General features: G+C 65.3%; 17 protein-coding genes. 16 read left to right on the plus strand and 1 reads right to left on the minus strand.

Features of this window, described 5'->3' with window-relative positions:
• Positions 1-33 precede the first annotated feature (33 nt).
• A complete protein-coding gene (locus JXA24_07005; GenBank protein ID MBN1283499.1) occupies positions 34-375 on the plus strand; it encodes a four helix bundle protein in 342 nt (113 codons plus the stop codon).
• Between the two features lie 81 nt (positions 376-456).
• On the opposite strand, the gene JXA24_07010 is transcribed toward JXA24_07005, so the two are convergent.
• The gene (locus JXA24_07010; GenBank protein MBN1283500.1) at positions 457-1,290 is read right to left on the minus strand and encodes a hypothetical protein; all 834 of its coding nucleotides are present in this window, start codon (positions 1,288-1,290) and stop codon (positions 457-459) included.
• A 955-nt stretch (positions 1,291-2,245) separates the two neighbouring features.
• Between JXA24_07010 and rpsB the strand changes: the two genes are divergently transcribed.
• The 15 genes from rpsB to JXA24_07085 form a co-directional block, all read left to right on the plus strand.
• Positions 2,246-3,136, plus strand: coding sequence for a 30S ribosomal protein S2 (rpsB, locus tag JXA24_07015; protein MBN1283501.1), 891 nt, complete (start codon positions 2,246-2,248; stop codon positions 3,134-3,136).
• A 95-nt stretch (positions 3,137-3,231) separates the two neighbouring features.
• Positions 3,232-4,101 (plus strand): elongation factor Ts, encoded by an 870-nt coding sequence (locus JXA24_07020; protein MBN1283502.1) that lies wholly within the window; start codon positions 3,232-3,234, stop codon positions 4,099-4,101.
• Positions 4,102-4,108: 7 nt separating this feature from the next.
• Positions 4,109-4,822 carry a UMP kinase gene (locus JXA24_07025; protein ID MBN1283503.1) on the plus strand — a complete coding sequence of 238 codons (714 nt, stop codon included), beginning with the start codon at positions 4,109-4,111 and terminating at the stop codon, positions 4,820-4,822.
• A complete protein-coding gene (gene frr, locus JXA24_07030; GenBank protein ID MBN1283504.1) occupies positions 4,815-5,372 on the plus strand; it encodes a ribosome recycling factor in 558 nt (185 codons plus the stop codon). Before JXA24_07025 ends, frr begins: the two co-directional genes overlap by 8 nt.
• Positions 5,372-6,070: a di-trans,poly-cis-decaprenylcistransferase gene (gene uppS / locus JXA24_07035; protein ID MBN1283505.1), complete on the plus strand. Its 699-nt coding sequence runs from the start codon at positions 5,372-5,374 to the stop codon at positions 6,068-6,070. The genes frr and uppS overlap by 1 nt, the downstream gene beginning before the upstream one ends.
• A gap of 12 nt (positions 6,071-6,082) precedes the next feature.
• Positions 6,083-6,880, plus strand: coding sequence for a phosphatidate cytidylyltransferase (locus JXA24_07040; protein MBN1283506.1), 798 nt, complete (start codon positions 6,083-6,085; stop codon positions 6,878-6,880).
• An 8-nt stretch (positions 6,881-6,888) separates the two neighbouring features.
• Complete coding sequence (locus JXA24_07045) at positions 6,889-8,034, plus strand: 1-deoxy-D-xylulose-5-phosphate reductoisomerase (GenBank protein ID MBN1283507.1); 1,146 nt, start codon at positions 6,889-6,891, stop codon at positions 8,032-8,034.
• On the plus strand, positions 8,031-9,377 hold the full coding sequence (gene rseP / locus JXA24_07050) for an RIP metalloprotease RseP (GenBank protein ID MBN1283508.1): 1,347 nt from the start codon (positions 8,031-8,033) through the stop codon (positions 9,375-9,377). Before JXA24_07045 ends, rseP begins: the two co-directional genes overlap by 4 nt.
• Before the next feature lie 5 nt (positions 9,378-9,382).
• Positions 9,383-10,108, plus strand: a complete 726-nt coding sequence (tsaB, locus tag JXA24_07055; protein ID MBN1283509.1) for a tRNA (adenosine(37)-N6)-threonylcarbamoyltransferase complex dimerization subunit type 1 TsaB — start codon at positions 9,383-9,385, stop codon at positions 10,106-10,108.
• A gap of 197 nt (positions 10,109-10,305) precedes the next feature.
• A complete protein-coding gene (locus tag JXA24_07060; protein ID MBN1283510.1) occupies positions 10,306-10,530 on the plus strand; it encodes a DUF465 domain-containing protein in 225 nt (74 codons plus the stop codon).
• Between the two features lie 6 nt (positions 10,531-10,536).
• Positions 10,537-11,208, plus strand: coding sequence for a phosphatidylserine decarboxylase family protein (locus tag JXA24_07065; protein MBN1283511.1), 672 nt, complete (start codon positions 10,537-10,539; stop codon positions 11,206-11,208).
• Positions 11,205-12,041, plus strand: coding sequence for a CDP-diacylglycerol--serine O-phosphatidyltransferase (gene pssA / locus JXA24_07070; protein ID MBN1283512.1), 837 nt, complete (start codon positions 11,205-11,207; stop codon positions 12,039-12,041). Before JXA24_07065 ends, pssA begins: the two co-directional genes overlap by 4 nt.
• An 8-nt stretch (positions 12,042-12,049) precedes the next feature.
• The gene (locus JXA24_07075) at positions 12,050-12,334 is read left to right on the plus strand and encodes a hypothetical protein (protein ID MBN1283513.1); all 285 of its coding nucleotides are present in this window, start codon (positions 12,050-12,052) and stop codon (positions 12,332-12,334) included.
• A 27-nt stretch (positions 12,335-12,361) separates the two neighbouring features.
• Positions 12,362-13,384 (plus strand): aspartate-semialdehyde dehydrogenase, encoded by a 1,023-nt coding sequence (locus tag JXA24_07080; GenBank protein ID MBN1283514.1) that lies wholly within the window; start codon positions 12,362-12,364, stop codon positions 13,382-13,384.
• Positions 13,384-13,892, plus strand: a 509-nt coding sequence (locus tag JXA24_07085; protein ID MBN1283515.1) for a hypothetical protein, incomplete at its 3' end; no start/stop codon positions are given. The genes JXA24_07080 and JXA24_07085, both read left to right, overlap by 1 nt.

Below are 13,892 nucleotides of genomic sequence, written 5' to 3' on the forward strand. Positions count from 1 at the left end.
CCCGAAACGAAAACCGAACCTTTGGAGGTGTTTATGTTGCACGAAAAACTGGAGTGCTACCGCAGGGCAGTGAGGCTGGCAGAGGAGTTAAGCAAGGGGGGTGCCAGGTGGCCCAAGGGCCTGGGATACTTGTTGGATCAGCAGCGAAGGGCGATGGCCTCTGTGGTTCTCAACACGGCCGAAGGAAACGCCCGGAGGAGTCATGCCGAGCGGCGCCGGTTTTTCGAGATCGCCCGGGCCTCAGCCTCCGAGGTCGCGGCCTGCGTGGACCTCATGTTTGCCTTCGGGCTCATCCGCGAGGAGAGGGCGCTCTCGCTCAAATCGCGCCTTTCCGAGGTCAGCAAGATGCTCTGGGGGCTCATGCGATGGCTGTAAATGATCGCATTTCCATCGCCCTGTCATCGGAGTTTCATCGCGTTCTATCGCTTGTCTTCGCGGGCCAATCGTTTCATGTTTTCACTGCACCATTTTTTTTATTATCTCCAGCTCCTTCTCGCGGGCGCGCGCTGACTTGAGCCTGCGGTCGTATTCCGCGGCCACCCTGTCCTGCGGGTCGCGCTCCCTCACCATCGCTACATATGCCTCGCAGGCCGCAAAGTCCTTGAGCTCGTAGGTGAGGATCACGAGCTCCCGAAGGAGGGTCAGCGCCGGATCGGGGATCATCCCGGCGGGCGCCCCGGAGGCAATCGCCTTTTCGAAGAGCGAGCGCGCCTCGCTTAGGTTCTTCTCCATCCGCTCGACCTGGCCGGCCATGAGCAGCAGCATGAAGTCGCCGGGCTCCCTCTCCAGCGCCTTCCTGAGATGGGGCAGGGCCTCCTTGTACCGGTCCGCCTTGTAGAGTGCCCGTCCCGCGTGCTTGCTTATGGCCTGCGACAGCGGGTGGCCGGGATAGCGCGAGGCGAGCCCCTTTTCCGCCTCGATCATGAGCTCCGCCGCCAGTTTCGCGTCGCCTGCGCTCTCGCGGCATATTGCGAGCCGGAAGATGACCAGGGGGTCGCGGCAGCCCAGCTCGTAGGCCTTCCTGAGGAAGATTCCCGCTGTCGCGAATCGGTCGGCGTCGAAGCACTCAAAGGCCGGGGTTATGAACTCGTCCCACTTCGCGTCCCTGTGCCCCTGTTTTCTGTAGAGGTTCAGGTCGTCGGGGGTGGTCGACCGGATCGGCTCCACCCCGGTCGCCGGCGCAGCGGGTGGTGTTGAGGCAGAAACCGGGGGAGGCGCCTTTGCCGGCTGCGGTGGGTGCTTCGCCTCAGGCAGCACCGGTGCAGACCCCATCATGTCGCCCAGTCTCATGTCTGGTGCCTGAGACGCACCTGCCACGGTATATATTAATGTTAAAATTATAAATATTAAATATTTATACTTCATATCTATAATCCACTTTAAGTTTATCGCCCCTCTGTTTGTCCCCATGCTACCAGAAAAACCCGAGAGTTCCTAGCGTAACTCTGCAGACGCACAAGTGCCTCCGGGTACCAGTTCGGGTTTTGGAGCGGGACGGCCGGTTCGCTACGGCTCGCTCGCTCAGACGCCGCTCGCTCACCTGCGCATTCGGCGCCGCAGCACCGTAGGCTTGGAAAGCGGCGCCTCATGACGCCGCTCACCAGCCGTCCCGCTCCAAAACCCTCAAGGCACCACTACGCTGAAGAGCAAAGGCAGTGGGTGCCGATTTGACGGAGAGGGTCGGGGATACCCCTCGAGCGGCGTCTGAGGCGACGAACCGTAGCGAGATGGGGTATCCCCGACCCTCTCCGTCTGCCGAATCCCCCGCCCCGCTCCGTCAAATCGATACTATTTCGCCTCCGGGCGTCGCCGTGTCCGAAACGGACAACCTCGACACGGCGACAGGCAGGAGCGCAACAGTGCCGATTTGACGTAGCGGAACGGGGCTTCCTCGTAGCGGAACTGTTTCCGGCTTCGGGTGGCTGCGGAGCGGGGGACCCCCATTTGACGCCAGCAGCCGCTTTCGTCGCATGTCTGGACTCGGGGCTTGCTGCGGCGATGCCGCAAATGGGGGTGGTCCGCAGACAGGACCCGAAGCCGCCAAGATCCGCTCCGAAAACCAGCTGATTTCTATTGCATAACCGGAATTCGCGTGTTAGAGGCAACGGACTCAAAAAAGGGACGTTTCTGTAATAATATCGGCATATTTCCTCAAGCCCCCCGCAATGGTTCCGCGAAGCCGGTCAGGGTGGTCCTGACAGGAAGCGGTTGAGGGGGCCCACAGGCAAAACCATGGGAGGCAACGATGTCACCGCAGATCGAGGTAAAGGAGCTGCTCGAGGCAGGGGTTCACTTCGGGCACCAGACGAGGCGCTGGAACCCCAAGATGAGGCCGTATATCTTCTCGGCCCGCGACGGGATCCACATAATCGACCTGGACCAGACCGCGCAGCAGGCGCAGCGCGCCTACAAGTTCGTGGCCGACACCGTGGCCCTGGGCAACTCGGTGCTCTTTGTGGGCACCAAGAAGCAGGCCCAGGATGTCGTCGAGGAGGAGGCGAGGCGGGCGGGGCAGTTCTTCGTCACCAAGCGCTGGCTGGGCGGCATGCTCACCAACTTCCAGACCATCAAGCAGTCGATCACGAGGCTCAAGGACCTGGAGGCCAAGAAGGAGAAGGGCGAGTTCGAGAAGCTCCCCAAGAAGGAGACGCTCAAGCTCGACCGCGAGATAGAGAAGCTCGAGTTCTCGCTCGGCGGCATCAAGGACATGGCGAAGACCCCGGGGCTGGTGTACATAGTGGACCCGAACCACGAGCAGATCGCAAAGCTCGAGGCGAGGAAACTCGGCATCCCGATCATCGCCCTCATCGACACCAACAGCGATCCCGACGGGATCGACTACCTCATCGCGGGCAACGACGACGCGATCCGCTCCATATCTTTCTTCACGAAGCTCGTGGCCGACGCCTGCAGCGAGGGGGCCCAGCGCCGAGAGGCGGCGCTGCGCGAGCAGAAGGAGCACGCGGGCAAGGAGCGCGAGGCCAGGCCCAAGGGGCCGGCGGTCCGCGAGCAGAAGATAGGGGGCAAGGGCAAGGCGTGGGTGGCCAGGCGCGAGGAGGCTGCGGCGCCCGATGCGGAGGCCGAGAAGTTCGCCTCTGCGAAGGTCGAGCCTGAGACGCCGAAAGTGGAGGGATGAGAAGGCAGAAGCTGAGAAGCTGAGAAGCTGAGAACAGACAACTGATCACAGATCACCGATCACTGATCACTGATCACAGTTCACGGAGGAAACAGATGTCTATAACACCCGAGATGGTGAAGGAGCTGCGCGAGAAGACGGGCGCAGGGATGATGGACTGCAAAACGGCGCTGGCCGAATCGAGCGGCAACATGGACAGCGCGGTGGAGATACTGAGGAAGAAGGGGGTGGCCACGGCAGCCAGGAAGGCGGGGCGCACCGCGGCCGACGGCCTCATCGGGTATTCCATGTCGGACGACGCGAGGGTGGGGGTGCTGGTGGAGGTCAACTGCGAGACCGACTTCGTCACCAAGACCGACGACTTCCGCGCATACGTGGCAGAGCTGCCTGGGGTGATCCGCGACGCGAACCCGGCCGACCTCGACGCGCTGATGGGCGCGGCGTTCAGGGGGTCCACGGTTCGCGAGGCGCAGACAGCGCTGGTGGCGAAGATAGGCGAGAACCTCGGCGTGAGGCGGTTTTCCAGGGTCGAGGCCGACGCGAAGGGCAGGCTCGCGCAGTATATCCACGCGGGCTCCAAGATCGGCGTGATCGTGAAGTTCAGAGATCCCAACAGGAAGCTCGACGAAACGACGGCCCGCGAGGTCGCGATGCACGTGGCAGCCATGCACCCGCAGTACGTCAGGCGCGACGACGTACCGGAGTCGGTGATCTCCAAGGAGAAGGAGATCATGCTGGCCCAGATGGGCGAAACGAAGAAGCCGCCCGAGATCATGGACAAGATAGTCACGGGCAAGATGGGCAAGGTGTTCACCGAGATATGCCTAGAGGAGCAGATATTCGTGCGCGACCCGGACGGCAAGTCCACGGTGGGGAGGTGGCTGGCGAAGATCGACGACGGCATCAAGGTCGACTCGTTCGTGCGCCTTCAGGTAGGCGAGGGGGTAGAAAAGAGGAAGGAGTAGGCTTCCCATGAAATACAAGAGGGTTCTGCTCAAGCTCTCGGGCGAGGCGCTCGGTCTCCGCGGCAGGCAGGGCGGGATCGGCCTCGACTCAGCCGACGCGATAGCGGGGGAGATAGAGGCTGTCTCGAAGGCGGGCGCAGAGGTCTCGGTGGTGATCGGCGGGGGCAACATATTCCGCGGCGCCGTGGCCGCCGAGGGAGGCGCCATCGAGCAGGCCCAGGCGGACATGATGGGCATGCTCGCCACCGTGATAAACGGCCTGGCCCTCCAGTCGGCGCTCGAGCGGCGCGGCCTCGACGCGAGGCTTCTCACCGCCATCTCCATGCCCCAGATCGCCGAGCCGTTCATCCGGCGCCGCGCGCTCGCGCACCTCGCCAGGGGCAGGGTCCTGGTCTTCGCGGGGGGGACCGGCAGCCCGTTCTTCTCGACCGACACCGCGGCCGCGCTCCGGGCGGTGGAGATCAACGCGGAGGTCATCCTCAAGGGCACCAAGGTGGACGGCGTGTACTCCGCGGATCCGGTCAAGGAGCCAAAGGCCGAGCGGTTCGATAGCCTGACATTCGTCGACGTCCTGAGCAGGCGCCTGAAGGTGATGGACGCCACCGCGATATCCATGTGCATGGAACACAACCTCCCCATCATCGTCTTCGACATCTTCAAGCCGAAGAACCTCATGAGCGCGGTGAAGGGGGAAAAAACGGGGACCATAATCTATGGATAACACAGTGTTCGACAAGTCGCAGGAGAAGATGAAGAAGGCGCTGGAGGCGTTCCGCCACGAGCTTTCGAAGCTCCGCACGGGCCGGGCGTCGCTCGCGGTGCTCGACGACGTGAGGGTCGAGTACTACGGGACTCAGACGCCGCTCAACCAGCTCGCCACGATGTCGGTCCCGGACCCGCGAACCATCGTCATTCAGCCGTGGGACCACTCGGCTGCCTCCGCCATCGAGAAGGCGATCCAGAAGGCGGACCTGGGCCTCAACCCGGCCAACGACGGCAAGGTCATCAGGCTCCCGGTGCCGCCGCTGAACGAGGAGCGCCGCATCGAGCTCGTGAAGGTCATCAAGAAGCACGGGGAGGACTGCAAGGTCATAGTCCGCAACGTCCGCCGCGACGCGAACGAGGAGCTCAAGGTCCTCAAGAAGGCGAGCGAGATCACCGAGGACGAGGAGCGCAAGGCCCACGATCGGGTGCAGAAGCTCACCGACGACTTCATCAAGCAGGTCGACGATGCGATCGCCCACAAGGAAAAGGACGTGATGCAGCTCTGATGCGGCGGATACCCAGGCACATAGCGATCATAATGGACGGCAACGGCCGGTGGGCGAAGGAGCGCGACCTCCCGCGCGCCGAGGGCCACCGCATGGGCGCCGAGGCCATCGAGCGGATCGTCAGCGCCTGCCGCTACCGCGGAGTGAAGTACGTGACGCTCTACGCCTTCTCCGAGGAGAACTGGCAGAGGCCCTCCGAGGAGGTCCTCTCGCTCATGCAGCTGATGCGCCACTTCCTCGTGGTCAAGCGCCCCGAGATGGTGAAGGAGGGCACGCGCTTCCGGGTGATCGGCGACGTGGAGAGGCTGCCGGCCGACGTGAGGCAGGAGATCGCGGAGACCGTGGAGGCGACCGCGCGCGGCCGGAACATAACCCTGGTCGTGGCGCTGTCGTACGGCGGCAGGCAGGAGATCGTGAGGGCGGTCAACAGGTTGATCGGCTCGGGGGCCTCCGATGTCACGGTGGAGTCGCTCTCCGGGGCGCTCGACACGGCCGGCATGCCGGACCCGGACCTCCTCGTGCGCACCAGCGGCGAGATGAGGGTGAGCAACTTCCTGCTCTGGCAGATCGCATACACCGAGCTCTACATCACCGACAGGCCCTGGCCGGAGTTCGACGAGGCGGAGCTCGACAGGGCGATAGAATCCTACAAGGCGAGGGAGCGCAGGTTCGGGCTCACCGACGAGCAGCTTCTCTAGCACGGGGTGCGGATGAAAAGGGTTGTGGTGGCGATCGTCCTCGGCGCGCTGGTCCTGGCCGCCGTGCTCTGGCTCCCGGCCTGGGCGCTTGCCGCGCTCATATTCGGCGCCGCCGCGGCCGGCCTCGCCGAGTACTCCAGGATGTTCTTCGCCGACAGGGTCGAGCGATGGGCGACCTTCGCGGCCGGCGCGCTGCTCGCGCTGTGGATGATGGGCCCCGCCCCCTGGCGCAAGGCGGCGGCCCTCGGGATAGTCGCGGCGCTCTTCGCGCTCGCCCTGGTGTTCATGGTCAGGGCGCGGGCTCTCGATCGGGTCGCGGAGAGGCTGGGGCTCGCCCTCATGGGCGCTATCTACCTCGGCGTCGCGTTCCCGATCTGGTCATGGTTTCTCAGGATGCACAGCGGAAGGGCGCTGATCCTCATCGCGATCGTTCCCGCCTGCCTGTGCGACGTGTTCGGCCTCGTCGCCGGCAAGGCGTTCGGCAGGCACAAGCTCGCGCCCTCCGTGAGCCCCAACAAGACCGTGGAGGGGCTCGCGGGCTCGCTCGTCGGTTCCGCCGTCGGGGTCGCTGCGGTGCGCTTCGCGATGCTGCCTGAGCTCTCGCTCGCATTCGCGGCCGTGCTCGCCCTCGTGGTGTGGATCGTGTCGCCGCTGGGCGATCTGATCGAGTCGATGCTGAAGCGCAGCTGCGGGCTGAAGGACTCGGGCAGCGTCATACCGGGGCACGGGGGGCTGCTCGACCGCCTCGACGCGCTGATATTCACCGCGCCGGCCGCGTACGCCTATTTCAGATACGTAGTCGGGATGTGAAGGGACATATGAAAAAAATCTCGATACTAGGAAGCACCGGATCGATCGGCCAGAGCACCCTGGACGTCGTGGCGCGCAACCCCGACCGCTTCGAGGTGGTGGGGCTTGCCGAGGGCCACGACGTGGAGCTGCTCGCCCGTCAGATAGAGCGGTTCAGGCCGGCGGTGGTCTCGGTCCGCGACGCCCAATCGGCAGCGAGGCTCAGGGAGATCGTCCGCGGCCACATGCCCGAGATCCTCTTCGGCATCGAGGGCGCGTGCCGCGTGGCCGAGGCCCCCGAGGCCGCCCTCGTGGTCTCCGCCATCGTCGGGGCTGCGGGGCTTCTGCCCACGCTGCGCGCGATCGAGGCGCGCAAGAACGTCGCGCTCGCCAACAAGGAGACCATGGTGGTGGCCGGCGCGCTGGTATCGAGTTCCGCCGCGCGCATGGGAGTCGCGATACTCCCGGTGGACAGCGAGCACGCGGCAATACACCAGTCGCTCGCCGGGCACCGCCGCGAGGACGTGACCGCCCTCCATCTCACCGCCTCGGGAGGGCCTTTCCTCAGGGCGAGCATGGACCAGATCCGCGCCGCCACCCCAAAGCAGGCGATCGCCCACCCCCGCTGGAACATGGGCGCCAAGATCACGATCGACTCCGCCACGCTCATGAACAAGGGGCTCGAGGTCATGGAGGCGCGCTGGCTCTTCTCCGTGCCGCAGGAGAAGATCCGGGTGATCGTGCACCCGCAGAGCATCGTGCACTCGCTCGTGGAGTACCGCGACGGCTGCGTGATGGCGCAGCTGGGCATGCCGGACATGAGGGCCCCGATCGCCTACGCGATATCGTGGCCCGAGCGCGTGGAGAGCGGCTGTCCCAGGCTCGACCTCGCCGCGGTGAAGAGCCTCACCTTCGAGGAACCGGACCTCGCGAGGTTCCCGTGCCTCTCGCTCGCATACCAGGCGCTGCAGGAGGGCGACTCGATGCCCGCGGTGCTCAACGCGGCCAACGAGGTGGCGGTCGAGGCGTTCCTCGACGGTAGGATAGGCTTCATGGAGATCGCCCGCGTTGTCGACGAGACCATGTCGGCGCACGACAAGGCGCCGGCCGACACCCTGGACATGATACTTGAAGCGGACCGATGGGCGCGCGAGCACGCCCGCGGCATCCTATGACCATAGCGTATTTCATAATCGCCCTCGGCGCCCTCATCTTCATCCACGAGGTGGGCCACTTCATAACGGCCAAGCGCGCGGGAGTCTGCGTGGAGGTCTTCTCGCTCGGCTTCGGGCCGAGGCTCTTCGGCTTCAGAAGGGGGGAGACCGACTATCGGGTCTCGCTCCTGCCGCTGGGCGGCTACGTGAAGATGCTCGGCGAGGAGCCGGGCGAAGAGGGGAGCCTCGACCCGCGCTCCTACGCGGCCAAGGGCGTGTGGACCAGGGCCAGGGTCGTGCTCATGGGCCCGATGATGAACATCATCCTCTGCCTCATCGTCATGCCTGCGGTCTTCATGCTCGGCAGGGCGGAGCCCGCCTTCCTGCGGGAGAGGCCTTTGATAGAGGGTGTGAAGGCCGACTCCCCGGCGCAGCGCGCGGGCCTCGCCGAGGGCGACCTCGTCGTGTCCCTCGACGGCAGGCCGGTCTCCACCTGGGACGACGTGATGAGCAGGATACTGGTGTCGCCCGGCTCGACGATCGACTTCGGGATCGAGCGCGGCGGCGAGCTCGTGCACGCGAACGTCGCGGTCGAGGAGATGCCGGACATGAAGGGCGGGTACGTGGGGATCGCCCCGATGCTCTTCGTGGGCGGCGATCCGGTCGTCGACGACGTGAGGTCCGGCGGGCCGGCGGACGAGGCCGGGATAAGGCCGGGGGACCGAGTGCTCTCGTACGGCGGGGGCCCTGTCGACGACTGGCTCGACCTCACCAAAAGGATCAACGAGAGCAAGGGGGGAAAACAGAGGATCGCGGTCGATAGGGGCGGCGAGACAGTCGAGTCGGAGCTCTCCGCCGAGTACAGCGAGGAGTTCGGCCGCTGGGTCATCGGGATATCCAAGGACAGCGCGAGCGGCGTGCCCATGACCGTGGTCCGTCACGGGTTCGTGGACTCGGTAGTGCGCGGCACGAAGGAGAACATAAAGCTCGCGCGCATGACTTTCGACGTGCTCTGGAGGCTCGTCACTCTGAAGCTGTCCTACAAGGTCCTCGGCGGCCCGATCATCATCGCCAAGACCTCGGCGGCGGCCGCGGCGGCCGGCTTCGCGAACTTCCTCTACTTCATAGCGTTCCTCTCGCTTCAGCTCGGCATACTCAACTTCCTGCCGATCCCCGTGCTCGACGGCGGGCAGCTTGTGTTCCTCGGCCTCGAGGCGGCGATCAGGCGGCCGCTGAACTCGACCGTCAGGGCCGTGGCTCACCACGTGGGATTTTTGATGCTGATCGGTCTCATGCTGCTGGTCACGATAAACGATATCGACAACGTCTGGGGCATCCGCAGGATGATCGAGAAGATATTCTGAGCGCCGTGAAGATACTTTCCATAGACACGACCGTGGTCGCCGGATCGATCGCCCTCTCCGACGGGGAGAGGCTCGTGGCCTCCGAGCAGCAGGCGGTCCCGGGAACGCACTCGGAGAGGCTCATCGGCTCCGTCGACAGGATGCTCGAGCTGGCCGGCTGGCGAAAGGGCGATCCGGAGGCGATCGCGGTGGCGATCGGGCCCGGATCGTTCACGGGCCTGCGCATCGGGCTCGCGGCCGCGAAGGGGATGGCCCTGTCGCTCGGCATCCCGATCGTCGGGGTCTCGTCGCTCAAATCGCTTGCGCTGAACGGGGCCGGGTTCGCGGGCGCGGTCGTACCCCTCATCGACGCGAAGCGGGGCGAGCTGTTCGCCCAGCCCTGGGAGGTGGAGTCGGGCGGCACGATGCGCCCCCTCTCGAAGGAATGCGCCGCTTCGCCTGAGTCGGTGATCGCAGGCCTCGGGAAGATCAAGGGACAGCTCCTGCTCGTGGGCGACGGGGCGCTGGCGTATTCGGAGGTCTTGAAGAGGGGGCTCGGCGCCAGGGCGCATGTGGCCCGGGGGGCGCAGGCCCTGGCCCAGGCGGCCAACCTCGCGATGCTAGCCCTCCCCCGGCTCGCGAGGGGCAGATCGGACGATCTCGCCTCGCTCGCCCCCAACTATGTCAGGCGCTCCGACGCGGAGATAGGGTTCAACGCGATGCACAGGCCCAGATCGGGCCGAAAGGCTTAAAAAACCATTAAAATCAAGCAATTATTGATTGACAGTCCGAGGGGCTTTCCTATAGCATTTGCCGCATGGCAGAGCACCGCGCCGGGGTGGGCGCTTGTGGATCAGGGCGCTCTCCTCGGCTGCCGAAGAGTTGATACGGCAGGCCCGATCGCAGCGCTGCGCGCGGGCCGTTTTATTGCTCAAAGGAGGATGGAGCCATGGAAAAGTCGGACATCGACATCATACAGCGGCACATGAAGGAAGACAGGGCGCTGGCCTCCCTCTACACCGAGCACATCGAGTACGAGCGAATGCTGGAGAAATTCAACAGCAAGCCGTTCCTCACGCCGGGCGAGGAGATCGAGAGAAAGAACCTGCAGAAGAAGAAGCTGGTGGGACGCGACAGGATGGAGGCGATACTGCGCGCCTACCGCGCGAGGTAGAACGCTATGGAATCGGCGAGCACCGCATACAGGCCCGTGCCGAGACAGCTCCCGGTGGCGGTGGAGGGTTTCCCCTTCGTCGCGGCGGCTCTCATCGCCGCGCTCGCCGCGTGGATGATGTCGCTGGCCTGGGTGTCCGCGGCCATGCTCGCCTTTGCGGCCTTCACCGCCTTCTTCTTCCGCAATCCGCGCAGGAAGGCGCCCGAGGGCGAGGGCCTTGTGATAGCGCCGGCCGACGGCAGGGTGATCAGTGTGGAGAAAGGCGCGATAGCCCCCCACACCGGCGAGCCCGCGACCAAGGTCAGCATATTCATGTCGATCCTCGACGTGCACGTGAACCGCTTCCCGATCGCAGGCACGGTCCGGCGGGCCGTGTACAGCGCCGGCAGGTTCTTCGTCGCGAGCATGGACAAGGCGAGCGAACACAACGAGCGCAACTCGCTGGTCGTCGAGGACGCTGCCGGCAGGCGCATGGTGGTCGTTCAGATAGCGGGGATCGTCGCCAGGCGCATCGTCTGCTACGTCAGGGAGGGCGATGGGCTCCGCGCTGGCGATCGCTTCGGGCTGATCAGGTTCGGGTCCAGGGTGGATCTGTATCTCCCGCCTGAGGCGACGGTCGATCTCTCTCCGGGCGCGAGGACCCGCGCGGGCGAGACGGTGCTGGGGAGGTTCGAATGAGGAACAGGCCCCGCAGGAGGCGGGAGGGGATGAAGCGGGGGGTCTATATCCTGCCCAACCTGCTCACCTCCGCGAGCCTTTTCTGCGGGTTCTACTCGGTGATCAAGTCGCTCGGCGGCCACTTCGTCCCGGCCGCGTGGGCGATCGTGCTGGCGGGGCTCTTCGACCTGCTCGACGGCAGGATCGCCCGTCTCGCGAGGGCGGAGAGCCAGTTCGGCATAGAGTACGACTCGCTCGTCGACCTCGCGTCATTCGGGCTCGCCCCCGCCATACTCATCTACACATGGTCGTTGCACACCATGGACAAGCTCGGGTGGCTGGCCGCTTTCCTCTACTTCGCCTGCGGGGCGCTGAGGCTCGCGCGCTACAACGTGCAGCACGACGACGTGGAGCAGGAGTTCTTCCAGGGGCTGCCGATACCGGTGGCCGCATACGTCATCGCGACATGCATCATCTTCCACCACTTCTACTTCGTCTTCCCTCCCGAGAGCAGCATCCTGACCGCGGGCATGACGGTAGCGCTGGCGCTCTTGATGGTCTCCACGATCCGCTACCGGAGCATGAAGGTCGTGGACATAAAGAGCCGCAACCCGTTCTTCGTGCTGGTGCTTTTGGTGTTCGGTCTCTTCGTCGTGGCGGCCAGGCCCGAGGTCATGATGCTGGCGCTCACGGTCGCGTACGTGGCCTCAGGCATCTTCGAGGAGGCGGTGACCCTCAGGCAGAGCCGCAGGCTCGTGGAGCGGATAAGGTCGGGCAGGCCCCCCGACGCCGCCGGGCGCCTCGAGGTGGTGGGCGGCAGGGACTCGGACCGGGGCGAGAGGCTCTCCGGGTAGGGGGCTGCATGCCACGGTGCTCATTCTGCGGCCGCGAGGTGGAGCTCATCTACAGGAAGGTGGGCCGCCAGGACACCTGCCCGCATTGCGGCAGGGACCTGCACGCGTGCCTGCAGTGCCGCTTCTACGACCGGAGCTTCCACAACCAGTGCCGCGAGAGCCAGGCCGCCATGGTGGGGGACAAGGAGCGCTCCAACTTCTGCGAGTTCTTCGAGTTCGGCAGGGACGCGCAGGCCGAGAGGGCGAAGCAGGAGGAGAGCAGAAAGAGGCTGGAGGGGCTGTTCAGGAAATAGCCGGGCGACAGAAAAGGAGAGGCGCGGATGAAGAAGAGGGAATACACGGTCGCCGTGGTCGGGGCCACCGGCGCGGTGGGCGCGGAGATGATCAAGGTGCTGGAGGAGCGCTCGTTCCCCGCGAAGAGGGTGATCCCCCTCGCGTCGGAGCGGTCGATCGGCAGGGAGGTGACCTGCAGGGGCGAGTCGGTGCCGGTGGAGGTGCTCGGAGTCGACTCGTTCAAGGGGGTGGACATAGCCCTGTTCTCGGCGGGCGGCGACGTGAGCCGCGAGTTCGCGCCGGTCGCCGCAGCGTCGGGCGCGGTGGTCGTGGACAACACCTCCGCCTTCAGGATGGACCCCGACTGCCCGCTCGTCGTGCCGGAGGTGAACCCGGGCGACCTCGCGCACTGGGAGAGAAAGCGCATCATAGCGAACCCGAACTGCTCGACCATACAGATGCTCGTCGCGGTCGCCCCGCTCCACAGGGAGGCGCGCGCGACCAGGATCGTGGTCTCGACGTATCAGGCGGTCTCCGGCGCCGGGATAGAGGCGATGGAGGAGCTCTCGAAGCAGGCGGTGGCGCTCTTCTCCGGCGGCGAGATCAGGGCGAAGGTGTTCCCGCACAGGATCGCGTTCAACTGCATACCGCAGATAGGCAAATTCCTAGAGGACGGCTCCACAGAGGAGGAGCGGAAGATGGTCGAGGAGACCGCCAAGATCATGGGGGATCCGGACCTGAAGGTCGCCGCGACCACGGTGAGGGTCCCTGTGTTCTGCGGCCACTCTGAGTCCATAAACGTGGAGTTCGCCGACGGGATCACGCCGGAGCGGGCGAGGGAGATACTCTCCGAAGCGCCGGGCGTGGAGCTCGTGGACGAGCCCGCGCGCTGCAGGTACCCCCTCGCGATGGAGGCTTCGGGCAAGGACCCGGTGTACGTGGGCAGGGTGAGGCGCGACCCGAGCGTGGAGAACGGGCTCGCGATGTGGGTCGTGGCCGACAACCTGCGCAAGGGCGCGGCGCTCAACGCGGTGCAGATCGCCGAGCTCATGATCGAGGAGCATATCTGATGCGAAGCGCGCGCGCTTTGATCAAGGGGATGGCGGCGACTGCGGCCCTGTGCCTCGCGCTGCTGGCACCCCCCGATCTGAGCGCGTTCCCCGACGCCGAGAAGGTCTGGGAGGCGGGCGGAGGCCCCCCGTTCAACTTCGGCCTGAGCTCGCTCACGTCGGGGTTCCTCCTGATATCCGACCGCGAGCTCGCCGTGTCCTACGGCGAGGTCCTCGAGCTCTTCGACATGGGCGCCTTCGACCTGGAACCGGAGCAGCCCCCTAGCCTCTCCGTCGAGAAGGAGACCGACGGGATCATAGGCGGCATCGCCTACACAGGGGCGAGCCGCAAGATCCTGGCCTCGCAGCAGGACGGCGACCTGCTGGAGTTCACGCTCGCGAACATAACGGCGGAGCCGATAGTCCATGTGCTGGCCGAGGAGAAGAAGCTGGGGCCACTTGCCCACGACCCGCGCAGCGGCTACTCGTATGTCTCCGACAGCACCAGCCTCAGTATAATCTCCTACGA

It is taken from the genome of Pseudomonadota bacterium (genome assembly GCA_016927275.1).
Taxonomy (GTDB): Bacteria; UBA10199; UBA10199; order 2-02-FULL-44-16; family JAAZCA01; genus JAFGMW01.